Origin of the sequence: Geomonas subterranea, assembly GCF_019063845.1 — a bacterium.
In the GTDB taxonomy this organism is placed as follows: domain Bacteria; phylum Desulfobacterota; class Desulfuromonadia; order Geobacterales; family Geobacteraceae; genus Geomonas; species Geomonas subterranea.
In genome coordinates this window covers 4,719,917-4,742,661 of record NZ_CP077683.1, presented here as the reverse complement: position 1 = coordinate 4,742,661, position 22,745 = coordinate 4,719,917, and the positions used below count along the sequence as shown (strand labels likewise).

The window sequence follows — 22,745 nt, the reverse complement described above, 5'->3', positions numbered from 1 at the left end:
TGTCACCTTTAGGGGGAATTACTCTTCGACGCGTACCAGGTGGGCGACCTTGGCGATCATCCCACGGACTTCCGGGGTATCCTTCAGGACCACGGTCTTCTCACGCTTGGTGAGCCCCATGCCGAGCAGGCGCCCCTTCATTTTCTCGCATTGACCGATGGAGCTCTTGACGAGCGTAACCTTCAGTTCAGACATATTCAGCTCCTTAAGTACTATTCGGTGATGCCGCGGCGCGCCATCAGCTCTTCCGCAGTCTTCAGCTGGGCAAGCCCGGCGAATGCGGCCTTGACCACGTTGTGCGGGTTGTTGGAGCCCAGGCATTTGGCGAGGATGTTGTGCAGGCCCGCGGACTCGAATACCGCGCGGGCGGCACCGCCGGCGATGACGCCGGTACCGGCGGAGGCGGGCATCATGAGCACCTTGCCTGCGCCGAAGTGGCCGAGGATCTCGAACGGGATGGTCTGGCCGGCAACGATGGGAACCCTGATCAGGTTCTTCTTCGCCTGCTCGACGCCCTTGCGGATCGCCTCGGGAACCTCGTTGGCCTTGCCCAGGCCGTAGCCTACCACGCCGTTACCGTCGCCGACCACCACGAGGGCGGAGAAGCTGAACCTGCGCCCGCCCTTGACCACCTTGGCGACGCGGCTGATATGGACGACCCTATCGGTAAGATTCATTTCACTGGCATTGATCTTAAGCAAACTAATTCCTCCTTACCTGCCCTAGAAGGACAGACCGTTTTCGCGTGCGGCTTCAGCCAGAGCTTTGATCCTACCGTGGTAGAGGAAACCGTTACGGTCGAAGACGACCGCTTTGATGTCCTTCTCCAGGGCCTTCTTGGCGATGGCGGCGCCAACCTTGGCGGCTGCCTCGATGTTGCCGGTGTACGAAAGCCCTTCGGCTACCTCGCCCACCAGGGTGGAGGCGGAGGCGAGCGTCGCACCAGTGGTATCGTCGATCAGCTGAGCGTATATGTGACGAGCACTCTTGAAGACGTTCAGTCTCGGGCGTGCCGGCGAACCGGTGATTTTCTTCCTGACCCTGGTCTGTCTCTTAAGACGAGCTACCTGTTTTTGGGCTAAAGAACTCAAGGCACTTCTCCTTAGCAATTGCTATTTTTTGCCGGTTTTGCCGGCTTTTCTCAGAATGGTTTCGTCAGCGTACTTGATACCCTTGCCCTTGTAGGGCTCCGGACCACGGAAATCGCGGATCTTGGCGGCGGTCTGCCCCACCAGCTCCTTGTCGATCCCCAGCACCTTCAGCTTGGTCATCTTGTCCACCTCGACCGTGATCCCGGCCGGAAGTTCGAAGTTGATCGGGTGGGAATAACCAAGGGCCAGGTTCAGCACGTTGCCTTTCACCTCGGCGCGGTAACCGACGCCGTTGATCTCGAGCAGGGTCTCGAACCCCTTGGAGACACCGATGACCATGTTGTTGATCAGGGTCCTGGTCAGGCCATGGGCCGCACGGGACTTGATGGTGTCATCCTTGCGGGTCACGGTAATGGCCTCGCCGGTCACGTCGATGGCGACGGCGTCGCCGACGAGAACGCGGGAGAGTTTCCCTTTCGGACCCTCCACCTTGATCTCGGGCGCGCTGTATATGACTTTCACCCCCGCAGGGATCGCGATGGGAAGTTTTCCTATTCTAGACATGCAAAGCTCCTTAAAGCGAAAATGACTACCAGACCGTGCAAAGGACTTCGCCGCCGATGCCCAGCTCGCGCGCGGTCTTGTCGGTTACCAGCCCCTTGGAAGTCGAGAGGATGGCGACGCCCAGTCCGTTTTTCACCTGCTTGATCTTGTCGGAGTGGACATAGACCCGGCCGCCCGGCTTGCTGATCCTCTTGATCTCGTTGATGACCGGCTCCTTCTCATCGATGAACTTGAGGTATACCCGCAGAATCCCCTGCTTGTCGTCGGCGATAACCTTGAAGTTCTTGATGAAGCCCTCGGTGCGCAGCACCGTGGCGAGGCTCACCTTGAGGTTCGACGAAGGGATGTCAACTTTCTGGTGTTTTGCCATACCAGCGTTCCTGATTCTGGTCAGCATGTCGGCAACTGGATCTGTCATGCACATATGAAACTACTCCTCTTTCCTAAATCGGAATCTTTTTACCAACTGGACTTTATCACACCGGGAATCTGGCCGGAGTTAGCGAACTTCCTCAGGCAGATCCTGCACATTTCAAATTTCCGGTAGTATGCTCTCGGGCGACCGCAGACGTTGCAGCGGTTACGCTCACGTACCTTGTACTTGGCCCTCTGAGCTTTTATGATCATAGATGTCTTAGCCACGGAATTCCTCCAAACCCTGTATTAGTTCCTGAACGGCAGGCCCATGAGCTTGAGAAGCGCCTTGCCCTCAGCGTCGGTCTTTGCCGTGGTCACGATCGTGATGTTGAGTCCCTTGATCTTGTCGACCTTGTCGTAGTCGATCTCGGGGAAGATCAGCTGCTCCTTGATGCCCAGGGAGTAGTTACCCTTGCCGTCGAAGCCCTTGCCGTTGATCCCCTTGAAGTCACGCACGCGCGGCAGCGAGACGCTGATCAGGCGGTCGAGGAACTCGTACATCTTCTCGCGACGCAGGGTAACGGAGCAGCCGATAGGCATGCCCTGGCGCAGCTTGAAGCCCGCGATGGACTTCTTCGCCTTGGTGATCACGGGTTTCTGCCCCGCGATGGCGCCCAGTTCCTCGGCGGCCGAATCCAGGATCTTGACGTTCTGGATCGCCTCGCCAAGACCCATGTTCAGCACGATTTTCACGAGCTTGGGGACTTCCATGATGTTCTTGTAGTTATGGTCCTTCATCAGTTGCGGGACCATGTCTTTATTGTAAAGCTCAGCCAGCCGTGCCATTGAATCCTCCAAAACTATTTGTCAAAGGACTCGCCGCATTTGACACAGCAGCGCGCCTTTTTTCCGTCTTCCAGAACGGTGGTCCTGGTCCTAACAGGCTTGTTGCACTTCCCGCAGAGCAGCATCACGTTGGAAATGTGCACCGGTGCCTCCTTCTCCAGGATGCCCCCCTGCTCGGAACCGCGGGGCTTCACGTGGCGCTTCACCACGTTGATCCCCTCGACGATCACGCCGTCCTTCTTCGGATGGATGGAGAGCACCTTGCCGCTCTTGGAACGATCCTTACCCGTGGTGATAACGACGGTATCGTTTTTCTTTACATGTAATTTTTTGCCCAGCATCTCTATTCTCCAGGATCTAGTCTTAAAGTACCTCGGGGGCGAGGGATATGATCTTCATGAACTTCTTGGCGCGAAGTTCCCTGGCGACCGGCCCGAAGATACGAGTGCCGACCGGCTCCTTGGCGTTGTTGATGACCACGCCGGAGTTGGTGTCGAAACGGATGTAGGAGCCGTCCGGACGCCCCACAGCCTTGGCGGTACGCACCACGACAGCCTTCACCACGTCGCCCTTCTTCACCTTCGAATTGGGGAGAGCTTCCTTGACGGAAGCGACGATGATGTCGCCAATCCCGGCGTAACGGCGCTTGGAGCCGCCGAGCACTTTAATGCAAAAGAGCTTCTTCGCGCCGGAGTTGTCCGCCACGTCCAATAGTGTCTGCATCTGAATCATTGTTTAACTCCCGGCGAGCCCTTAAGCCTTGGACTCGATAATCTGTCTGATCTTCCAGCGCTTGTCCTTGGAAAGGGGACGGGTTTCCACGATAACAACACGGTCGCCGATCTTGGCGGAGTTGTCGATGTCGTGCGCCTTGTACTTGGCGGAGCGCTTGATGTATTTGTTGTAGACGGGGTGCTTCACCAGGCGGTCGACCTTAACCACTGCGGTCTTGTCCATCTTGTCCGAGACGACCACGCCGATCTGAGTTTTCCTGTTGCCTCTTTCGCTCATATCTATCTCTTAGCCTCTCTTTTCGCGGAGTATGGTCTTCACGCGGGCGATGTCTTTTCTGAGGTTGGCCACCTTGGCGGTGTTCTCAAGACGCCCGGTGTGAAGCTGAAACTTCACGTTGAAGAGTTCCTTGGTAAGCTCGGCGCCCTTGGTCTCAAGCTCTGCTGCCGTCGCGTTTTTAAGTTCGTTAGCCTTCATTGATTTCCGCCCTCGTGATGTACTTGGTGGCTACGGGGAGCTTGTGCGCCGCAAGCCGGAATGCCTCGCGCGCCACTTCCTCGGTGACCCCTTCCATTTCATAAAGGACGCGGCCAGGCTTGATGACGCAGACCCAGGAGTCCGGGGAGCCTTTCCCCTTACCCATACGAGTCTCGGCGGGTTTAGCGGTGAGCGGCTTGTCGGGGAAGATGCGGATCCAGATCTTGCCGCCCCTCTTGATATAGCGGGTCATGGCGATACGGGCGGCCTCGATCTGGCGGGAATCCAGCCAGCCGCACTCGGTTGCCTGCAGACCGAAGTCACCGAAAGCGAGCGATACGCCGCGCTCCGGGGTGCCGGTCATGCGCCCTTTCATCTGTTTTCTATGCTTAACTTTCTTGGGCATTAACATCGCAAAAAACTCCTGTTCCTATTTTTTAGCGGAGAGCACTTCACCCTTGAAGAGGAGCACTTTTACGCCGATGATACCGTAGGTGGTCTTCGCCTCGGCGAAACCGTAGTCGATGTCGGCGCGCAGCGTGTGCAGCGGCACCCGACCTTCGCGGTACCATTCGGTCCTCGACATCTCTGCCCCACCCAGGCGGCCGGAGCAGGTGATCCTGATCCCCTTGGCGCCGAACTTGAGCGTCGAGGTGACGCTCTTCTTCATGGCGCGCCTGAAAGCGATGCGGCGCTCGAGCTGCATGGCCACGTTCTCGGCTACGAGCTGCGCGTCCAGCTCCGGCTTCCTGACTTCCTGTATGTTAAGGTAGACCTCTTTGTCGGTGAGCTTGGCCAGCTCCTTCTTCAAGGTCTCGACCTCGGAGCCCTTCTTACCGATGATGAGGCCCGGACGAGCGGTGAAGATGTTGATCTTCGCCTTGCCCGCAGCGCGCTCGATCTCGATCTTGGAGACGCCGGAATGATACAGCCTTTTTTTAAGGAAATTGCGCAGCTTCAAGTCTTCGTGAAGAAGCTTCGCATAATCTTTTTCCGCGTACCATTTGGAATCCCAGGTTTTAATAACCCCGAGCCTGAAACCTATAGGATTTACTTTCTGACCCAAAACATCACCTCCGACCCGTTCTTATTTCTTTTCCGCAAGGACCACGGTAATGTGGCTCGTCGGTTTTCTGATCTTGCTAGCCCGGCCCATGGCGCGGGGGGTGAAGCGCTTAAGCACTGCGCCGCCGTCGACGAAAATCGTCTTGACGAAGAGCTTGTCCACATCGGAGCACCCCTTCTGCTCGGCGTTGGCAACGGCCGAGGAAAGGAGCTTCGAGATAAGCTTCGCCGACGGTTGCGGCGAGAAACGCAGGGTGTTCAGCGCAGTCTGAATGCCCTTGCCCCTGACGAGGTCCACGACCAGGCGTGTTTTCCTCGGGGAGAGGCGGACAGAGGATAATTTAGCGGATGATTCCATTACAAAACTCCTTTAGGACCTTACTTCTTCTTGAGCTTGCTCTTCTTGTCAGCAGCGTGGCCGTAGAAGGTTCTGGTAGGTGAGAACTCGCCCATCTTGTGGCCGACCATGTTCTCAGTGACGAACACAGGGATGAACTTCTTGCCGTTGTGCACCGCGAAGGTGAGCCCGATGAAGTCCGGGGTGATGGTCGAACGACGCGACCAGGTCTTGATCACCTTCTTGCTGCCGGCCTGTTCTGCCTGGGCTTTCGCTTCCAGATGTGCGTCAACGAAAGGCCCCTTCTTTATAGATCTTGCCATCTTTTAAAATCCTCTATCCAGATGAGTTATTTGCTGCGCTTCTTCACGATGAAGGCGGTGGACCGCTTGTTGGTGCGCGTCTTGTAGCCCTTGGTCGGGATACCCCACGGGGTTACCGGGTGACGGCCACCGGAGGTCCTGCCCTCGCCACCGCCGTGCGGGTGGTCGACCGGGTTCATCGCAACACCCCTCACGTGGGGGCGCACGCCGAGCCAGCGGGAGCGGCCAGCCTTGCCGATGGAGACGTTCTCGTGATCCACGTTGCCCACCTGGCCGATGGTAGCCTTGCAGTCCATAAGGATCATGCGGACTTCCGAGGAGGGGAGCTTCACCTGGGCGTACTTACCTTCCTTGGACATGAGCTGGGCGAAGGTGCCGGCGGAACGGGCCAACTGGGCCCCCTTGCCGATCTTCAGCTCGATGTTGTGGATGATGGTACCCAGCGGGATGCACCTGATGGGGAGCGCGTTGCCCGGCTTGATGTCAGCCTGCTCGCTGGAGATAACGGTGTCGCCCACTTTCAGGGAGAGCGGAGCCAGGATGTAGCGCTTCTCGCCGTCGGCGTAGTTGAGGAGCGCGATGCGCGCGCTGCGGCACGGATCGTACTCGATGGTGGCAACCCTGGCCGGGATGTCGGTCTTGTCGCGGCGGAAGTCGATGATCCTGTACTTCTGCTTGTGGCCGCCACCGACGTTCCTGGAAGTAACGCGGCCGTTCGAGTTCCTGCCGCCGCTCTTCTTGAGGTTCTCAACAAGAGATTTCTCAGGTTTGCAGGCAGTGATCTCCTCGAAGGTCGAGCAGGTCTGCGCCCTTCTACCCGGAGAAGTAGGTTTGTAAGTTTTGATAGCCATTATCTAAATCCCCACAGAATTTTTATGCTTCGAAGAAGTCGACGTTGGAGCCCTCTTTCAGGGTCACGTACGCTTTCTTCCAGTTAGAACGCTTGCCGATGCCCCTCGCGGTGCGCTTGGTCTTGCCGGCCACGTTGACGGTGTTAACGGCTGCAACCTGCGCGTTGAAGAGCTGCTCGACGGCGGCCTTGATCTCGATCTTGTTGGCGGCGCCGTTCACCACGAAAGCGATGACGTTCTTGTCGTCCTTCTCTACCGTGGTCTTCTCAGTGATGAGCGGTTTCTTTATGACGTCATAGATGTTCATGACTGTAATGCTCCTTCAACACGACGAACGGCGGCCTCGGTAAAGACGACGCTCTGGTATTTCATGATGTCGAAAATGTTGAGACCTTCGGGACCCAGCACTTTGACGTTTTTCACATTGCGGGCGGAAAGCTCCAAAACAAGATTCGCAGTATCTGTGATAACGAGCGTCTTGTCAAGGTTAAAAGCATTTAGTACCTCTACAAATGCCTTTGTCTTGATCGAAGGAAGCTCAAAGCTATTCAGTACAGTGATCGCCTCTTTCTTATAGAGCATGGAGAGTGCGCTTCTGAGAGCGGCCTTCCTCGCCTTCTTGTTCATGGAGAGGTTGTAGGTCTTCGGCTGCGGACCGAAGGCAACACCGCCGCCCGGGTACTGGGGAGCGCGGCTGCAACCCTGACGGGCCTGACCGGTACCCTTCTGCTTGAAGGGCTTCTTGCCGGAGCCGGAAACCGCAGAGCGGTTCTTCACGGCGACGGTGCCCTGCCTGCGGTTAGCGAGCTGGATCTTGACGGCCTCGTGGATCAGGTACTCGCGCACGTCGTCGTTGAAGACGGCGTCGGAGACTTCGATCTCACCGACCTTTGCTTTTTTGATGTCAAATACGTCTAACTTTGCCATGTCTATCTCCAGCCCCCGTTATCTCGTCGCCTTGACGGAGTCCTTGATCAGGACCACGCCGTTAGCGGAACCGGGGATCGCTCCACCGAGCAGAATCAGATTGTCAGCAGCGTCCACGCGCACTACCTTCAGGCGCTGCACGGTCACCTTCTCGTTACCGAGCTGGCCCGGCATCTTCTTGTTCTTGAACACCCTGGACGGGGTCGCGGAGCAGCCGATGGAGCCCGGGGCGCGGTGGAAACGGGAGCCGTGGCTCGACCGGCCGCCTTTGAAGCCCCAGCGCTTGATGACGCCGGCAAAGCCCTTACCGATGGAGGTGCCGGTCACGTCGACCAGGTCGCCCTCGGCGAACACGCCGGCCTCGATCACGTCGCCCACGTTGTAGGCTTCGGTGTTGTCCATGCGCAGCTCGCGGTAGTGAGTGAACACGCCGGCGCCGGCGCTCTTGCAGTGACCCACCTGGGCCGCGTTGGCCCTGGAGGCCTCCTTCGCACCGTAACCGACCTGGATGGCGCTGTAGCCGTCCTTCTCAACGGTCTTCTTCTGGAGGACGACGCACGGCCCAGCCTCTACGACGGTGACGGCGATGCGCCGGCCGTCCTCGGCAAATATCTGGGTCATGCCCAGCTTTTTCCCAATCAATCCCTTATTCATGGTCGACTTCCTATCCTTGTATTAAAGCTTGATCTCGACGTCCACACCGGCGGAGAGGTCGAGTTTCATCAGAGCGTCGACAGTCTGCTGAGTCGGCTCGAGGATATCGATCAGGCGCTTGTGGGTCCTGATCTCGAACTGCTCGCGCGACTTCTTGTCGACGTGCGGTCCACGCAGCACGCAGTACTTGTTGATGACGGTCGGCAGCGGAATCGGGCCGGCAACGCGTGCGCCGGTCCTCTTGGCGGTGTCGACGATCTCGCCAACGGAAGTATCAAGGAGCTTGTGGTCGTATGCTTTCAAGCGAATTCTAATTTTCTGACTAGGCATCTCTTCCTCGTGATGAAACAAGTTTTTCAGTTTACAGCCGGAGATTTCCGGGAGGGACACTCGCGTGCCCGCCCGGAAACCCGGACCTGAAAACCGTAGTTTTTCTATTCTTATTCGATGATGGAGGCGACGACCCCTGCACCGACGGTACGGCCGCCTTCGCGGATTGCGAAGCGCAGACCTTCGTCCATTGCGATCGGGGTGATCAGGTTGACGGTTACCGAGACGTTGTCGCCCGGCATAACCATCTCGACACCGGCCTCGAGGTCAACCACGCCGGTAACGTCGGTGGTCCTGAAGTAGAACTGCGGACGGTAGCCGTTGAAGAACGGGGTGTGACGGCCGCCCTCTTCCTTGGACAGGATGTAGGCTTCTGCCTTGAACTTGGTGTGCGGGGTGATGGAGCCCGGCTTGGCGAGAACCTGGCCACGCTCGATCTCCTCACGCTTCACACCGCGCAGCAGGGCGCCGATGTTGTCGCCAGCGCGACCCTCGTCGAGGAGCTTACGGAACATCTCGACGCCGGTAACGGTGGTCTTGGTGGTTGCCTTGATGCCGACGATCTCGACCTCTTCGCCGACCTTGACGATGCCGCGCTCGACACGACCGGTGGCGACGGTACCACGACCGGAGATGGAGAACACGTCCTCGACCGGCATGAGGAACGGCTTGTCGATGGCGCGCTGCGGCTCCGGGATGTAGGCGTCGACGGCGTCCATCAGCTTCATGATGGCCTGCTCGCCCAGCTCGCCCTGGTCACCCTCGAGGCCCTTCAGAGCGGAACCCTTGATGATCGGGATATCGTCGCCCGGGAAGTCGTAGGAGGAGAGGAGTTCGCGAACTTCCAGCTCGACCAGCTCGAGGAGCTCCTCGTCGTCCACCATGTCGGCCTTGTTCAGGAACACGACGATGTAGGGGACGCCGACCTGACGTGCGAGCAGGATGTGCTCGCGGGTCTGCGGCATCGGGCCGTCAGCTGCGGAAACAACCAGGATCGCGCCGTCCATCTGCGCAGCACCGGTGATCATGTTCTTGACGTAGTCGGCGTGGCCCGGGCAGTCGACGTGAGCGTAGTGACGCTTGTCGGTCTCGTACTCGACGTGTGCGGTGGCGATGGTGATGCCGCGCTCACGCTCTTCCGGAGCGTTGTCGATCTGGTCGAACGCCTTGAACTCGGCCTGGCCTTTGCCGGCGAGCACCTTGGTGATAGCTGCGGTCAGGGTGGTCTTGCCGTGGTCGACGTGGCCGATGGTGCCGATGTTTACGTGCGGCTTAGTTCTTTCAAATTTAGCTTTTGCCATTTCGGAATCCTCCTCAGTAGGGAAATTGAATTATTTAGCCTTTGGCCTTCGCTACTATTTCCTCGGCAACCGACTTCGGTACCGGCTCGTAATGATCGAAGGTCATGGAGTAGGTCGCACGACCCTGGGTGGCGGAGCGCAGGTCGGTGGAGTAACCGAACATCTGGGCCAGCGGCACCATCGCGGTGACGACCTGTGCGCCTGCGCGCCCTTCCATGCCCATGATGCGGCCACGGCGGGAGTTCAGGTCGCCGATGACGTCGCCCATGTACTCTTCGGGAACCACGACTTCAACCGACATGATCGGCTCCAGGATGATCGGGGACGCCTTTGCGCAACCCTCTTTGAAGCCCATGGAACCTGCGATCTTGAATGCCATCTCCGAGGAGTCGACCTCGTGGTAGGAACCGTCGACCAGGGTGACCTTGACGTCAACCACCGGGAAGCCGGCCATAACGCCGTTGTCCAGCGACTCTTTGATACCCTTGTCGACCGCCGGGATGTACTCGCGGGGAACGACGCCGCCCTTGATGGCGTCGACGAACTCGTAGCCCTTGCCGGCCTCCTGCGGCTCGATCTCGAGCCAGACGTGACCGAACTGACCGCGGCCGCCGGACTGACGTACGAACTTCCCTTCGGCCTTGACCTTCTTGGTGATGGTCTCGCGGTAAGCAACCTGCGGCTTGCCGACGTTCGCCTCGACCTTGAACTCGCGGAAGAGACGGTCCACGATGATCTCGAGGTGCAATTCGCCCATGCCGGAGATGATGGTCTGGCCGGTTTCCTCGTCGGTCTTGACGCGGAAGGAGGGGTCCTCGGAAGCGAGCTTGCCGAGGGACAGGCCCAGCTTCTCCTGGTCGGCCTTGGTTTTCGGCTCGATGGCGATGGAGATAACCGGCTCCGGGAACTCGATGGACTCGAGGATGACCGCGTGGTCCTCGTCGCACAGGGTGTCGCCGGTGGTGGTGTATTTGAGGCCTACCGCGGCGGCGATGTCGCCGGCGTAGACTTCCTTGATCTCTTCACGCTTGTTGGCGTGCATCTTGAGAATACGGCCGATCCTCTCGCGCTTGCCCTTGGTGGCGTTGTACACGTAGGAGCCGGACTGGATCACGCCGGAGTAGACGCGGAAGAAGCAGAGCTGCCCCACGAACGGGTCGGTCATGATCTTGAAGCCCAGGGCCGAGAACGGCTCGGTATCGGAAGCATGACGCTCGATCGGTGCCTCGGTGTTGGCGTCGACGCCCTGGATAGCCGGGATGTCGGTCGGGGCCGGCATGTAGTCGAGCACCGCGTCGAGCAGGTGCTGCACGCCCTTGTTCTTGAAGGCGGAGCCGCAGATGACCGGGCAGATCTTGATGTCGAGGGTCGCCTGGCGGATGGCCGCTTTCAGCTCGGCGTTGGAGATCTCCTCGCCGCCCAGGTATTTCTCCATCAGCGCGTCGTCGTGGGAAGATACTTCCTCGATCAGGAGCTCGCGGTACTCGTTGGCCTGGTCTACGAGGTCGGCCGGGATGTCGACGACATCGTACACGGCGCCCATGGTCTCATCGTTGAAGACCATCCCTTTCATCTCGATCAGGTCGACGAGACCCTTGTAGTTCTCCTCGGAACCGATCGGGATCTGCAGGGCAACCGGGTTGGCCTTGAGACGGTCCTTGATCATGGCGATGCCGCGGAAGAAGTCTGCGCCGATACGGTCCATCTTGTTGATGAACGCGATACGCGGAACGCGGTACTTGTCGGCCTGACGCCATACGGTCTCGGACTGCGGCTCGACGCCACCCACCGAACAGAAAACGGCGACTGCGCCGTCGAGAACACGCAGGGAACGCTCGACCTCGATGGTGAAGTCGACGTGACCCGGGGTGTCGATGATGTTGATACGGTGGTCTTTCCAGTTACAGGTGGTAGCGGCGGAGGTGATGGTGATACCACGCTCCTGCTCCTGAGCCATCCAGTCCATAGTAGCGGCGCCGTCATGGACCTCGCCGATCTTGTGGGAAACACCGGTGTAATAGAGAATACGCTCCGTGGTGGTGGTCTTCCCTGCATCTATGTGAGCCATGATCCCGATATTACGGGTCATTTCCAACGAAACCTGACGTGCCACTTACTGTTCCTCCGAGTTGCTTTCTAAGCCTTAAAGGGTGCCGCCGCGGACTACCAGCGGTAATGGGCGAAGGCGCGGTTGGCCTCTGCCATCTTGTGGGTGTCCTCACGCTTCTTGACCGCGGAACCACGGTTGTTGTAGGCGTCGAGGATCTCGCCCGCAAGCTTGTCGGTGACGGTCTTCTCGCTGCGGGCGTTGGAGTACTTCACCAGCCAGCGCATGGCCAGGGACATGCGACGCTCCGGACGGACTTCGACCGGAACCTGGTAGGTGGAGCCGCCGACCCTGCGGGATTTGACTTCCAGCATCGGCTTGATGTTGTCCAGGCACTTCTTGAGCACCTTGACCGGCTCGTCGCCGGCCTTGCCGGCCGCGATCTCGAGGGCACCGTAGAGAGCCTTCTCGGCGGTGGACTTCTTGCCGTCCAGCATGATTATATTGATCAGCTTGGCAACCACCCTGTCACCGTATTTCGGATCCGGGAGGATCACCCGCTTTGCTACTTCTCTTCTTCTTGGCATGTCTTAACCTCTCACTTAAAATCGGTTACTTGGGTCTTTCTGCACCGTACGGTTACTTGGGCCTCTTCGCACCGTACTTGGAACGGCTCTTCATGCGACCCTTGACGCCGACAGAGTCGAGCGTGCCACGGACGATGTGGTAACGAACACCCGGAAGGTCCTTTACCCTGCCGCCCCTGATCAGGACGACGGAGTGTTCCTGGAGGTTGTGACCAACACCCGGAATGTAGGAGGTCACCTCGACGCCGTTGGTAAGCCTGACCCTGGCGACTTTACGAAGCGCGGAGTTCGGTTTCTTCGGGGTTGTGGTGTAAACCCTGGTGCAAACGCCCCTCTTCTGCGGGCAGCTCCTGAGTGCCGGAGCAGTGGATTTTTCACCCTTTGACTCCCGACCGTGACGAATAAGCTGATTAATAGTTGGCATACATTCCTCTCACGCGTTTCTTCTCCACGCACAGACGTACCCCGCGCGCGGAAGCGACGAAAATAGCAATAACGTACGTGCTTGTCAAGTTTTATTTGATAAAAGTGAGACGCCGGCCAGTGAAGCGGGGAACCCGCTCTCACTGGCCGGATACTGGACTAGGCTTCTTCTTCGTAGATCTCTTCATCTTCCGGCTCAACTGGCTCCGGAATGATTACTGGCTCCTCAGCAACCATGCGCAGGTTGCGGTAAAGAGCCAATCCCGTACCCGCCGGGATCAGGCGGCCCATGATCACGTTTTCCTTCAGACCACGCAGACTGTCGACCTTACCTTCTATTGATGCCTGTGTCAAGACTTTTGTTGTTTCCTGGAAGGAAGCAGCAGAAATAAATGACTCAGTCGAGAGCGACGCCTTGGTTATGCCGAGGAGCAGGGACTCTGCCGTGGCAGGACGCCCGCCTTTGTCCATCGCCTTCTCGTTTTCTTCCTCAAAGACCCAACGCTCGATCTGATCGTCGATCAGGAGGTTGGTATCGCCCACGTCCTTCACCCTGACGCGGCGCAGCATCTGACGTACGATGGTCTCGATGTGCTTGTCGTTGATCTTGACGCCCTGGAGACGGTAGACCTCCTGGACCTCGTCGACCAGGTACTTGGCCAGTTCCTTCTGGCCCAGTACGCGCAGGATGTCGTGCGGGTTGGAGGAGCCGTCCATGAGCGCCTCGCCGGCGCGGACATGGTCCCCTTCGTGGACGCTGATGTGCTTCCCTTTGGGGATGAGGTATTCCTTGGGCTCGCCCACCTCGGGGGTGACGATGACCTTGCGCTTCCCTTTGGCGTCCTTGCCGAAGGCGACCACGCCGTCGATCTCGGTGATGACCGCGAAGTCCTTCGGCTTTCTCGCCTCGAAGAGCTCGGCGACGCGCGGCAGACCACCGGTGATGTCCTTGGTCTTGGTCGTTTCGCGCGGGATCTTGGCGATCACGTCACCTGCGGCGACCACGGTGTCTTCCATCGCGTTGATGTTGGAGCCCACCGGCAGGTAGTAGCGCGCCATGCTCTCGCCGATCTTGGCGGTCTTGCCGGACTCGTCCTTGATGGTGATGCGCGGACGCTTGTCGGCGTCGCGGGTTTCGATGATGACCTTCCTGGAGAGACCGGTGACTTCGTCGACCTGCTCCTCCATGGTGACGCCCTCGATGACGTCCCCGAACTTGATGCGGCCGGAGATCTCGGTGAGGATCGGCATGGTGTACGGGTCCCACTCGGCCAGCGACTGTCCCTGGGTGACCTTCTCTTCCGGGCTGACCTTGATCTTGGCGCCGTAGACGATGCCGTACTTCTCGCGCTCGCGCCCGGTCTCGTCCACGATGGCCAGTTCACCGTTACGGTTCATAACGATGTGGTGCCCTTCGGAGTTGGTTACGTAGTGCAGGTTGATGAACTTGGCGTAGCCTTCGTTCCTGGCATCCATGGAGGTCTGCTCGGCGCGACGGGATGCGGTACCACCGATGTGGAAGGTACGCATGGTCAGCTGGGTACCCGGCTCGCCGATGGACTGGGCGGCGATGACGCCGACCGCCTCGCCGCGGTTCACCAGGTGGCCGCGCGCCAGGTCACGACCGTAGCACTTGGCGCAGATGCCGCGACGGCTCTCGCAGGTGAGCACCGAGCGGATCTTGACCTTCTCGAGACCGGCGGCCTCGATCCTGGACACCAGGGTCTCGTCGATCTCCTGGTTCGCCGCCACCAGCACGTCACCGGTGACCGGGTCGAGGATGTCGTCCAGGGCCACACGGCCGAGGATACGGTCGCCGATGTGCTCGATGACCTCGCCACCCTCGGTGAGGGAGGAGACGGTCAGGCCGTCGATGGTGCCGCAATCCTCCTCGGTGATGATGGCGTCCTGGGCGACGTCGACCAGACGGCGGGTGAGGTAACCGGAGTTCGCCGTCTTGAGCGCGGTATCGGCCAGACCCTTACGTGCACCGTGGGTGGAGATGAAGTACTGGAGCACGGTGAGGCCTTCGCGGAAGTTCGCGGTGATCGGGGTCTCGATGATCTCGCCGGACGGCTTGGCCATGAGTCCCCTCATCCCCGCCAGCTGGCGGATCTGCTGGGCGCTACCCCTTGCGCCGGAGTCGGCCATCATGTGGATCGCGTTGAAGGACGGCACCTTCACTTCGTTCCCCTGCGGATCGGTGATGGTATCGCGGGAGAGGTTGTCCAGCATCTCTTTCGCGATGTCCTCGGTCGATTTCGCCCAGATGTCGATAACCTTGTTGTAGCGCTCGCCGTCGGTGATGAGGCCCTCGGTGTACTGGTTCTGGATCTCCTGCACCTCTTCGGTGGCGCGGTTGATGATGGCCGGTTTACCTTCCGGGATCACCATGTCGTTGATGGAGATGGAGATACCCGCCTTCGCCGCGTAGCGGAAGCCGATCGACTTCAGCTTGTCGGCGAGGATGACGGTTTCCTTGTTGCCGGCCAGACGGTAGCAGGTGTCGACCAGGTTGGAGAGCTCCTTCTTGGTCATGACCTTGTTGACCGCCGAGAACGGCACCAGGTCGGGCAGGATCTCGCGCAGCAGGACGCGCCCGACGGTGGTCTCGATGATGGCCGGCTTCTCGTCGGTAACGAGGTTTTTCATCCTGACCTTGATGCGGGCCTGGAGGTGCACCTCGGCCGCGTCCCAGGCGATGGACACCTCGTCGGGGGAGGCGAAGATCTTCCCTTCGCCCTGCGCGAAGTGCTTCTCGCGGGTCATGTAGTAGATGCCGAGGACCATGTCCTGGCTCGGCACGATGATCGGCTTGCCGTGCGCCGGCGACAGGATGTTGTTGGTCGACATCATGAGGACGCGCGCCTCCACCTGGCTCTCAACCGAGAGGGGGAGGTGGACTGCCATCTGGTCACCGTCGAAGTCGGCGTTAAAGGCGGTGCAGACCAGCGGGTGGAGCTGGATCGCCTTGCCCTCGATGAGTACCGGCTCGAAGGCCTGGATGCCGAGGCGGTGCAGGGTCGGGGCGCGGTTCAGCAGCACCGGGTGCTCCTTGATGACCTCCTCGAGCACGTCCCAGACTTCCGGCTTCTCCTTCTCCACCATCTTCTTGGCGCTCTTGATGGTGGTGACGAAGCCGCGCTCCTCGAGCTTGTTGTAGATGAACGGCTTGAAGAGTTCGAGGGCCATCTTCTTGGGCAGACCGCACTGGTGCAGGCGCAGCTCCGGACCGACGACGATAACGGAACGGCCGGAGTAGTCGACACGCTTACCGAGAAGGTTCTGGCGGAAGCGGCCCGACTTGCCTTTGAGCATGTCGGAGAGCGACTTGAGCGGACGCTTGTTGGGGCCGGCGATGGCGCGTCCGCGGCGGCCGTTGTCGAACAGCGCGTCGACCGCCTCCTGCAGCATGCGCTTCTCGTTCCTGATGATGACCTCGGGGGCCTGCAGTTCCATCAGGCGCTTCAAGCGGTTGTTGCGGTTGATGACGCGACGGTACAGGTCGTTGAGGTCGCTCGTAGCGAAGCGGCCGCCGTCGAGCGGCACCAGCGGGCGCAGTTCCGGCGGCAGCACCGGTATGCACTCGAGGATCATCCACTCCGGCTTGTTGCCCGAGTTCTTGAAGGCCTCGATGACCTTGAGGCGCTTGGCGGTCTTCTTGCGCTTGGCCTCGGAGGTTGCCTCCTGCATCTCGATACGAAGCTGCTCGGAGAGCTGGTCCAGGTCCATCGAGGTGAGGCAGGTGCGGATTGCCGCCGCGCCCATGCCGGCCTCGAAGCCGTAGTTGTACTCCTCGAGGGCCTTCTGGTACTGGTCCTCGGAGAGCACGGTGCCGAACGGCATGCCGGTTTCCTTCGGGTCGGTCACCACGTAGGCCTCGAAGTAGAGTACCTTCTCGAGGTCCTTCAGGGTGATGTCCATCAGGTTGCCGATACGGGACGGCAGGGACTTGAGGAACCAGATGTGCGCCACCGGGGTGGCCAGGTCGATGTGACCCAGGCGCTCGCGGCGCACCTTGGACGGGATGACCTCGACGCCGCACTTCTCGCAGACGATACCGCGGTGCTTCATGCGCTTGTACTTGCCGCAGTTGCACTCGTAGTCCTTGGTCGGTCCGAAGATCTTGGCGCAGAAGAGGCCATCGCGCTCCGGCTTGAAGGTGCGGTAGTTGATGGTTTCCGGCTTCTTCACTTCCCCGAAGGAGCGCTCGCGGATCTTGTCCGGCGAGGAGATCGAGATCTTGATGGACGAGAAGTGGAGCGGATCTTTCGGCTTATCGAAAAAATTGAAAATATCTTCCAAAGTATTTTCCTCCTTAGCGGTAGGAGTTACGTTATCGGTGTTAAGCGGCGCATCGGGCAGTCGGACTCTGACCGGCCGGACTAGTCAGACTAGTCGGACCGGTCAGAAAAAACAATGTCCTAGTCCTCGTCGCCTTCCAGGAGCTCCACGTCGAGACCAAGGGACTGCAGTTCCTTGATGAGGACGTTGAACGACTCGGGCAGGCCCGGCTCCAGGGTGTGCTTCCCTTTGACGATGGCCTCGTACATCCTGGTGCGCCCGGCCACGTCGTCGGACTTGACGGTAAGGAACTCCTGCAGCGCGTACGCGGCGCCGTAGGCCTCCATCGCCCAGACCTCCATCTCCCCGAGTCGCTGGCCACCGAACTGCGCCTTGCCGCCCAGCGGCTGCTGGGTGACCAGGGAGTAGGGACCGATGCTCCTGGCGTGGATCTTGTCGTCGACCAGGTGGTGCAGCTTCAGGAAGTACATGATCCCGACGGTTACCTGGTGCATGAACTTGTCGCCGCTCTTGCCGTCGTACAGGGTGACCTGGCCGGTGGTGCTGAAGCCCGCGTGGGTCAGCATGGACTGGATCGACTCCTCGCTCGCCCCCTCGAAGACCGGCGACGACATCGGGATGCCGCGCTTGAGGCGCCGTGCTACGTTGAGAAGCTCCTCCCCCTCCAGGGTGTCGAGGAAGCGGTCCATTTCCGGGTTGTCGTACGCGCCCTTCAGGAACCTCTTGATCTCGTCGTGTGGGGCGTTCTTCTCGAGGAACTCTTCGATCTTCCAGCCAAGCCCCTTGGCGCCCCAGCCGAGGTGCATCTCAAGGATCTGCCCCACGTTCATACGGGAAGGTACGCCAAGCGGGTTGAGCACGATCTCAACCGGACGACCGTCTTCCATGTACGGCATATCCTCTTCCGGGAGGATCCTGGAAACGACGCCCTTGTTACCGTGACGGCCTGCCATCTTATCGCCCACCTGGAGCTTACGCTTGATGGCGATGTAGACCTTGACCATCTTGATGACGCCCGGCGGCAGGTCGTCGCCGCGACGCAGCTTCTGCACCTTGTCGTCGAAGACGTACTTGATGATGTCGATCTGCTGGTTCAGCGTGGACAGGGTCTGGGCCACTTTCTCGTCGATGGTATCATCATCGGCGATGGAGATCTCGTCCCAGCGGTCCATGGAGAACGACTTCAGCATCTCCTCGGTGATGGCTGCCCCTTTCGGGATCAGCACCTTGCCGTCGGTACCCTCTATCTTCACGGCGGCGGTCTTGCCCACCAGGAGTTTTTTCAGCTTGCCGATGGCCGAGTCGCGGATGATGCGGATCTCGTCCTGCTCGTCTTTGCGCAGGCGCTGCTCTTCGGCTTTCTCGATGATCTCGGTACGGGCGTCCTTGTCGGCACCCTTCCTGGAGAAGATCTTGGCGCCGATGACGGTGCCCTCGACCCCCGGCGGAACGCGAAGCGAAGTGTCGCGCACGTCGCCGGCCTTCTCGCCGAAGATAGCCCTGAGGAGCTTCTCTTCCGGAGAGAGCTGGGTCTCGCCTTTCGGGGTGATCTTACCGACCAGGATGTCGCCCGGACGAACCTCGGCGCCGATCCTGATGATGCCCGACTCGTCGAGGTCCTTGAGGGTCTCCTCGCCGAGGTTCGGGATGTCGGAGGTGATCTCTTCCTTGCCGAGCTTGGTGTCGCGGGCCACGGCCTCGAACTCCTCGATGTGGATCGAGGTGTAGCGGTCGTCTTTTACCAGGCGCTCCGAGATGAGGATGGAGTCCTCGTAGTTGTAGCCGCCCCACGGCATGAACGCGATCAGCACGTTCTGGCCCAGAGCCAGCTCGCCCATGTCGGTGGAGGGGCCGTCAGCAATGATGTCGCCGGCCTTGACATGGTCGCCCACCTTCACCACCGGCCTCTGGTTGATGCAGGTGTTCTGGTTGGAACGGGCGAACTTGATCAGGTTGTAGATGTCGACACCGGTGCCGGTGGCGTCGTACTGGTCCTCGTCGATCTTCACGACGATCCTGGAGGCGTCGACGCTCTCGACCACGCCGTTGTGGCGGGCGACCGCGGAAACCCCGGAATCGCGGGCCACGACGCGCTCCATGCCGGTGCCGACCAGCGGGGAGTCTGCGCGCAGCAGAGGTACCGCCTGGCGCTGCATGTTGGAACCCATGAGTGCGCGGTTCGCGTCGTCGTTCTCGAGGAACGGGATCAGCGAGGCCGCGACCGAGACCAGCTGCATCGGGGCGACGTCCATGAGTTCCAGCTCGTCGCGGCCGACCAGCACGAACTCGCCGGACTTCCTGGCGGAGATGTAATCGGCCATGAAGCGGCCGGTCTCATCCATCTCGGCGTTGGCCTGCGCGATGGCGTGGCCTTCCTCCTCGAGCGCGGAGAAGAAGCGGACCTCGTCGGTCACCTTCCCTTCCTTGACCACGCGGTACGGCGTCTCGACGAAGCCGTGCTCGTTGATGCGCGCGTAGGTGGAGAGCGACGCGATCAGACCGATGTTCGGCCCCTCAGGGGTCTCGATCGGGCAGACGCGGCCGTAGTGGGTCGGGTGTACGTCGCGGACCTCGAAGCCGGCGCGCTCGCGGGTAAGACCGCCCGGTCCAAGAGCCGAGAGACGGCGCTTGTGGGTGACCTCGGAGAGCGGGTTGGTCTGGTCCATGAACTGGGAGAGCTGCGAGGAACCGAAGAACTCCTTCACCACGGCCGAGACCGGCTTGGAGTTGATCAGGTCGTGCGGCATCAGGTTCTCGACTTCCTGCAGGCTCATGCGCTCCTTGATGGCGCGCTCCATCCTGACCAGGCCGATGCGGTACTGGTTCTCGAGAAGCTCACCCACGGCGCGCACGCGGCGGTTGCCCAGGTGGTCGATGTCGTCGATGTTCCCCTTGCCGTTTTTCAGCTCGATCAGGTAACGCACTACCTCGAGGATGTCCTCGCGGGTGAGCGTCATGCAGTCAAGCGGCACGTCCACGCCCAGCTTGTAGTTGAGCTTCAGGCGGCCGACGGCGGAGAGGTCGTAGCGCTCCGCGTTGAAGAACAGGTTCTCGAAGAGAACCAGCGCGCTCTTCAGGGTCGGCGGATCGCCCGGACGCAGACGGCGGTAGATCTCGATCAGCGCCTCGTCGGTGGAGCCGATCTTGTCGATCAGGATGGTGTCGCGGAAGCTGGAGGTGACGTGCAGGTTGTCGATGAAGAGAACCTGGAAGGAGGTGATCCCCTTCTGAGTCATCTCCTCGAGCTTCGCCTGGGTGATCTCCTCGTTGCACTCGACCACGATCTCGCCGGTGGCGGGATCGTAGATGTCGTGGGAAGCGACCTTGCCGACCACTTCCTCCTCGGAGATCGGGATCTCCTTGATGCCATGCTCCGCCATCTTGCGCAGGGCGGCCTTCGTGAACTTGCGGTTCGCCTTGAGGATGACCTCCTGGGTGCCCGGGTCCACGATGTCCGCGGTCGCCTTCTGGTTGGAGAGGAGCTCGGCATCCACGAGTTTGGTCATGGCGCCGTTCTCGCCGACCTTCACTTCCTCGGACTTGTAGAAGTAGTTGATCAGCGCGTCATTGGAGTAGCCAAGGGCCTTCAGAAGGACTGTGGCCGGCATCTTGCGACGCCTGTCTATGCGAACATAAAGGATGTCTTTATGGTCAAATTCAAAGTCAAGCCACGAACCGCGGTACGGGATCACGCGGGCCGAGTAGAGCACCTTGCCACTGGAGTGGGTCTTGCCCTTGTCGTGGTCGTAGAACACGCCCGGGGAGCGGTGCAGCTGGCTCACGATAACGCGCTCGGTGCCGTTTATGATAAAGGTCCCGTTGTCGGTCATCAGCGGGATTTCGCCGAAATAAACCTCCTGCTCCTTGATGTCGCGGATCGATCTGGTACCGGGGTCCTTCGCCACATCCCACACTACCAGCCGGACCTTCACCTTCATTGGCGCGGCAAAGGTCATCCCCCTCTGGTGGCACTCCTCCACGTCGTACTTCGGCGCGCCCAGCGAATACGAAACGTACTCAAGCGAAGCGGTGTCGCTGAAGTCCCTGATCGGGAACACGCTTCTGAACACGGCTTCCAGGCCGGAGTTCTTGCGTGCGTCTACGGGAGTGTCGAGCTGGAGGAATCTCTTGTAGGAATTTTTCTGGATGTCGATGAGGTTCGGTATGTCGATGATCTTGTGGATCTTGGCGAAGTTCTTGCGCAACAGGGGGTTATTCGCGATTGAATAAGCCATATCTTCTCCTTGTGGTGAACGCCTTGGAAGACCTCCACCCCCTTGAATTTCCTGCTGTTCTGGTCGGACGTGGCTGCGGGGTGAAGCGGCCTCAAACTAAAATAGAACAGCCAAGGCCGCAAAAAGCGACCTTGGCTTTGGTAAAGATCGGTGCAGAACAGCTTACTTAACTTCCACTTCTGCGCCTGCCTCGACCAGCTGCTTCTGTGCGTCGGCAGCTTCTTCTTTGGAGATGCCAGTCTTGACCGGCTGCGGAGCGCCGTCGACCAGGTCCTTGGCTTCTTTGAGGCCCAGGGAGGTCAGGCCGCGGACGACCTTGATGACGCCGATCTTGTTGGCGCCAGCGGACTTCAGGATGACGTCGAACTCGGTCTTCTCTTCAGCAGCTTCAGCCGGGCCAGCAGCCGGGCCAGCAGCAGCCACAGCAACCGGAGCTGCTGCGGAAACGCCGAACTTCTCTTCGAGCTCTTTCACGAGGCCGGCAAGTTCGAGGACGGACATGTTTTCGATGAAGCTGATTACTTCTTCTTTGGTGATAGCCATTTCTTATTCCTCCAGAGAATATTGTTAGATGTTTAAAGCGAAAATTGTCGGCGACTACGACTAGGCAGCCTTCTGGATCCTGATCTGTTCCAGCGCGCGTACGAAACCGCCCGGGACAGCCGCGAGAACGCGTACGAAGTTGCTTGCCGGTGCCTGCATGCTGCCCAGCATCTTGGCGATAAGCACTTCGCGGCTCGGCAGGTCTGCCAGAGCCTGGATCTCAGCCACGTTGATGGTCTTGCCGGTGAGCACGCCAGCTTTCAAGGTAAACGGGTTGGTGTTTTCCTTGTTGAAGCGGGACAGCACCTTGGCCGCCGCGACGGGATCGTCGTAGCAAAGGGCGATGGCGGTGGGGCCTGCGTAGTACTGCGACAGACCTTCCTTGTCGGTCCCTTTGGAAGCGATCTCAAGCAGGGTGTTCTTGACGACCTTGTACTCCGCGTTGGCTTTCCTGAGCTCGTTTCTGAGCTCGGTCGCCTGGCCGACGTTCATCCCGCGGAAATCCGCGAGAAATACCGCCTGGGCCTTGAGGAGCTTGTCGTGCATTTCGGCAACAAGTTCTTGCTTGTTTTCCTTATTCAAGCGCCTTCCTCCTTTCTTTTGGTATACGGGTACGGAACCCCGCCAAAGTCAGGAAGTTGCGGAACATGCATTTTCGCGCAACATCTGCAAGTCTCGGTTGGCCGCCCGGAGGCGTTTAAGCGCCGACGATGCTACTGGCACACCCACTGTCTTTGACTTTGGCTTTAC

Annotated in this window: 28 protein-coding genes; all 28 read right to left on the bottom strand. The window is 59.7% G+C overall.

Features of this window, described 5'->3' with window-relative positions:
- Positions 1-18 precede the first annotated feature (18 nt).
- The 28 genes from rpmD to rplJ all read right to left on the bottom strand — a co-directional run bounded on the left by rpmD (position 19) and on the right by rplJ (position 22,577).
- The gene (gene rpmD, locus KP001_RS20745) at positions 19-195 is read right to left on the bottom strand and encodes a 50S ribosomal protein L30 (RefSeq protein ID WP_199390454.1); all 177 of its coding nucleotides are present in this window, start codon (positions 193-195) and stop codon (positions 19-21) included.
- Between the two features lie 17 nt (positions 196-212).
- On the bottom strand, positions 213-701 hold the full coding sequence (gene rpsE / locus KP001_RS20740) for a 30S ribosomal protein S5 (protein WP_217287387.1): 489 nt from the start codon (positions 699-701) through the stop codon (positions 213-215).
- 21 nt (positions 702-722) lie between these two features.
- A complete protein-coding gene (gene rplR, locus KP001_RS20735; protein ID WP_183350988.1) occupies positions 723-1,091 on the bottom strand; it encodes a 50S ribosomal protein L18 in 369 nt (122 codons plus the stop codon).
- A gap of 21 nt (positions 1,092-1,112) precedes the next feature.
- Positions 1,113-1,655 (bottom strand): 50S ribosomal protein L6, encoded by a 543-nt coding sequence (gene rplF / locus KP001_RS20730; RefSeq protein WP_217287386.1) that lies wholly within the window; start codon positions 1,653-1,655, stop codon positions 1,113-1,115.
- A gap of 25 nt (positions 1,656-1,680) precedes the next feature.
- Positions 1,681-2,079, bottom strand: a complete 399-nt coding sequence (gene rpsH / locus KP001_RS20725; RefSeq protein WP_217287385.1) for a 30S ribosomal protein S8 — start codon at positions 2,077-2,079, stop codon at positions 1,681-1,683.
- 35 nt (positions 2,080-2,114) lie between these two features.
- Positions 2,115-2,297 (bottom strand): type Z 30S ribosomal protein S14, encoded by a 183-nt coding sequence (locus tag KP001_RS20720; RefSeq protein ID WP_217287384.1) that lies wholly within the window; start codon positions 2,295-2,297, stop codon positions 2,115-2,117.
- A gap of 21 nt (positions 2,298-2,318) precedes the next feature.
- Positions 2,319-2,858 (bottom strand): 50S ribosomal protein L5, encoded by a 540-nt coding sequence (gene rplE, locus KP001_RS20715; protein WP_216512496.1) that lies wholly within the window; start codon positions 2,856-2,858, stop codon positions 2,319-2,321.
- 14 nt (positions 2,859-2,872) lie between these two features.
- Complete coding sequence (gene rplX, locus KP001_RS20710; RefSeq protein WP_183350978.1) at positions 2,873-3,199, bottom strand: 50S ribosomal protein L24; 327 nt, start codon at positions 3,197-3,199, stop codon at positions 2,873-2,875.
- 22 nt (positions 3,200-3,221) lie between these two features.
- Complete coding sequence (gene rplN / locus KP001_RS20705; protein ID WP_012529376.1) at positions 3,222-3,590, bottom strand: 50S ribosomal protein L14; 369 nt, start codon at positions 3,588-3,590, stop codon at positions 3,222-3,224.
- 21 nt (positions 3,591-3,611) lie between these two features.
- Positions 3,612-3,869 (bottom strand): 30S ribosomal protein S17, encoded by a 258-nt coding sequence (gene rpsQ, locus KP001_RS20700; RefSeq protein ID WP_136516423.1) that lies wholly within the window; start codon positions 3,867-3,869, stop codon positions 3,612-3,614.
- A gap of 9 nt (positions 3,870-3,878) precedes the next feature.
- On the bottom strand, positions 3,879-4,067 hold the full coding sequence (gene rpmC / locus KP001_RS20695; protein WP_217287383.1) for a 50S ribosomal protein L29: 189 nt from the start codon (positions 4,065-4,067) through the stop codon (positions 3,879-3,881).
- Positions 4,057-4,479 (bottom strand): 50S ribosomal protein L16, encoded by a 423-nt coding sequence (rplP, locus tag KP001_RS20690; protein WP_183350971.1) that lies wholly within the window; start codon positions 4,477-4,479, stop codon positions 4,057-4,059. The genes rpmC and rplP overlap by 11 nt, the downstream gene beginning before the upstream one ends.
- A gap of 18 nt (positions 4,480-4,497) precedes the next feature.
- Complete coding sequence (gene rpsC, locus KP001_RS20685) at positions 4,498-5,133, bottom strand: 30S ribosomal protein S3 (RefSeq protein WP_012529372.1); 636 nt, start codon at positions 5,131-5,133, stop codon at positions 4,498-4,500.
- 21 nt (positions 5,134-5,154) lie between these two features.
- The gene (gene rplV, locus KP001_RS20680) at positions 5,155-5,490 is read right to left on the bottom strand and encodes a 50S ribosomal protein L22 (RefSeq protein WP_012529371.1); all 336 of its coding nucleotides are present in this window, start codon (positions 5,488-5,490) and stop codon (positions 5,155-5,157) included.
- 20 nt (positions 5,491-5,510) lie between these two features.
- Complete coding sequence (gene rpsS / locus KP001_RS20675; RefSeq protein ID WP_129128539.1) at positions 5,511-5,792, bottom strand: 30S ribosomal protein S19; 282 nt, start codon at positions 5,790-5,792, stop codon at positions 5,511-5,513.
- A gap of 26 nt (positions 5,793-5,818) precedes the next feature.
- Positions 5,819-6,643 (bottom strand): 50S ribosomal protein L2, encoded by an 825-nt coding sequence (gene rplB, locus KP001_RS20670; protein ID WP_217287382.1) that lies wholly within the window; start codon positions 6,641-6,643, stop codon positions 5,819-5,821.
- A 22-nt stretch (positions 6,644-6,665) separates the two neighbouring features.
- Entirely contained in the window at positions 6,666-6,950 is a 285-nt protein-coding gene (locus KP001_RS20665; RefSeq protein WP_183350967.1) for a 50S ribosomal protein L23, read from the bottom strand.
- On the bottom strand, positions 6,947-7,570 hold the full coding sequence (gene rplD, locus KP001_RS20660) for a 50S ribosomal protein L4 (protein ID WP_217287381.1): 624 nt from the start codon (positions 7,568-7,570) through the stop codon (positions 6,947-6,949). The genes KP001_RS20665 and rplD overlap by 4 nt, the downstream gene beginning before the upstream one ends.
- Before the next feature lie 18 nt (positions 7,571-7,588).
- A complete protein-coding gene (rplC, locus tag KP001_RS20655; protein WP_217287380.1) occupies positions 7,589-8,224 on the bottom strand; it encodes a 50S ribosomal protein L3 in 636 nt (211 codons plus the stop codon).
- A gap of 21 nt (positions 8,225-8,245) precedes the next feature.
- Positions 8,246-8,554 carry a 30S ribosomal protein S10 gene (gene rpsJ / locus KP001_RS20650; protein ID WP_012529365.1) on the bottom strand — a complete coding sequence of 103 codons (309 nt, stop codon included), beginning with the start codon at positions 8,552-8,554 and terminating at the stop codon, positions 8,246-8,248.
- A 110-nt stretch (positions 8,555-8,664) separates the two neighbouring features.
- A complete protein-coding gene (tuf, locus tag KP001_RS20645; RefSeq protein ID WP_217287374.1) occupies positions 8,665-9,855 on the bottom strand; it encodes an elongation factor Tu in 1,191 nt (396 codons plus the stop codon).
- A 34-nt stretch (positions 9,856-9,889) separates the two neighbouring features.
- Complete coding sequence (gene fusA / locus KP001_RS20640; RefSeq protein WP_217287379.1) at positions 9,890-11,968, bottom strand: elongation factor G; 2,079 nt, start codon at positions 11,966-11,968, stop codon at positions 9,890-9,892.
- Positions 11,969-12,018: 50 nt separating this feature from the next.
- Positions 12,019-12,489 (bottom strand): 30S ribosomal protein S7, encoded by a 471-nt coding sequence (gene rpsG, locus KP001_RS20635; protein ID WP_129128342.1) that lies wholly within the window; start codon positions 12,487-12,489, stop codon positions 12,019-12,021.
- 52 nt (positions 12,490-12,541) lie between these two features.
- Entirely contained in the window at positions 12,542-12,913 is a 372-nt protein-coding gene (gene rpsL, locus KP001_RS20630) for a 30S ribosomal protein S12 (RefSeq protein ID WP_015719175.1), read from the bottom strand.
- A 158-nt stretch (positions 12,914-13,071) separates the two neighbouring features.
- Positions 13,072-17,217: a DNA-directed RNA polymerase subunit beta' gene (gene rpoC, locus KP001_RS20625; RefSeq protein ID WP_217287378.1), complete on the bottom strand. Its 4,146-nt coding sequence runs from the start codon at positions 17,215-17,217 to the stop codon at positions 13,072-13,074.
- 119 nt (positions 17,218-17,336) lie between these two features.
- Positions 17,337-21,452, bottom strand: a complete 4,116-nt coding sequence (rpoB, locus tag KP001_RS20620) for a DNA-directed RNA polymerase subunit beta (RefSeq protein ID WP_217287377.1) — start codon at positions 21,450-21,452, stop codon at positions 17,337-17,339.
- A 162-nt stretch (positions 21,453-21,614) separates the two neighbouring features.
- Positions 21,615-21,995 (bottom strand): 50S ribosomal protein L7/L12, encoded by a 381-nt coding sequence (gene rplL, locus KP001_RS20615; protein WP_217287376.1) that lies wholly within the window; start codon positions 21,993-21,995, stop codon positions 21,615-21,617.
- 60 nt (positions 21,996-22,055) lie between these two features.
- Positions 22,056-22,577, bottom strand: a complete 522-nt coding sequence (rplJ, locus tag KP001_RS20610) for a 50S ribosomal protein L10 (RefSeq protein WP_199390448.1) — start codon at positions 22,575-22,577, stop codon at positions 22,056-22,058.
- Positions 22,578-22,745: the final 168 nt, after the last annotated feature.

Coding starts and splice junctions, on each gene's coding strand:
- rpoB (WP_217287377.1), bottom strand. CDS start 21,452: ATGGCTTATTCAATCGCGAATAACCCCCTGTTGCGCAAGAACTTCGCC.
- rplX (WP_183350978.1), bottom strand. CDS start 3,199: ATGCTGGGCAAAAAATTACATGTAAAGAAAAACGATACCGTCGTTATC.
- KP001_RS20665 (WP_183350967.1), bottom strand. CDS start 6,950: ATGAACATCTATGACGTCATAAAGAAACCGCTCATCACTGAGAAGACC.
- rplE (WP_216512496.1), bottom strand. CDS start 2,858: ATGGCACGGCTGGCTGAGCTTTACAATAAAGACATGGTCCCGCAACTG.
- rpsH (WP_217287385.1), bottom strand. CDS start 2,079: ATGTGCATGACAGATCCAGTTGCCGACATGCTGACCAGAATCAGGAAC.
- rpmD (WP_199390454.1), bottom strand. CDS start 195: ATGTCTGAACTGAAGGTTACGCTCGTCAAGAGCTCCATCGGTCAATGC.
- rpsL (WP_015719175.1), bottom strand. CDS start 12,913: ATGCCAACTATTAATCAGCTTATTCGTCACGGTCGGGAGTCAAAGGGT.
- rplL (WP_217287376.1), bottom strand. CDS start 21,995: ATGGCTATCACCAAAGAAGAAGTAATCAGCTTCATCGAAAACATGTCC.
- rpsJ (WP_012529365.1), bottom strand. CDS start 8,554: ATGCCTAGTCAGAAAATTAGAATTCGCTTGAAAGCATACGACCACAAG.
- rplV (WP_012529371.1), bottom strand. CDS start 5,490: ATGGAATCATCCGCTAAATTATCCTCTGTCCGCCTCTCCCCGAGGAAA.
- rplD (WP_217287381.1), bottom strand. CDS start 7,570: ATGGCAAAGTTAGACGTATTTGACATCAAAAAAGCAAAGGTCGGTGAG.
- rplF (WP_217287386.1), bottom strand. CDS start 1,655: ATGTCTAGAATAGGAAAACTTCCCATCGCGATCCCTGCGGGGGTGAAA.
- rpsQ (WP_136516423.1), bottom strand. CDS start 3,869: ATGAGCGAAAGAGGCAACAGGAAAACTCAGATCGGCGTGGTCGTCTCG.
- rpmC (WP_217287383.1), bottom strand. CDS start 4,067: ATGAAGGCTAACGAACTTAAAAACGCGACGGCAGCAGAGCTTGAGACC.
- tuf (WP_217287374.1), bottom strand. CDS start 9,855: ATGGCAAAAGCTAAATTTGAAAGAACTAAGCCGCACGTAAACATCGGC.
- rpsG (WP_129128342.1), bottom strand. CDS start 12,489: ATGCCAAGAAGAAGAGAAGTAGCAAAGCGGGTGATCCTCCCGGATCCG.
- rplC (WP_217287380.1), bottom strand. CDS start 8,224: ATGAATAAGGGATTGATTGGGAAAAAGCTGGGCATGACCCAGATATTT.
- rplP (WP_183350971.1), bottom strand. CDS start 4,479: ATGTTAATGCCCAAGAAAGTTAAGCATAGAAAACAGATGAAAGGGCGC.
- rplB (WP_217287382.1), bottom strand. CDS start 6,643: ATGGCTATCAAAACTTACAAACCTACTTCTCCGGGTAGAAGGGCGCAG.
- rplN (WP_012529376.1), bottom strand. CDS start 3,590: ATGATTCAGATGCAGACACTATTGGACGTGGCGGACAACTCCGGCGCG.
- rpsS (WP_129128539.1), bottom strand. CDS start 5,792: ATGGCAAGATCTATAAAGAAGGGGCCTTTCGTTGACGCACATCTGGAA.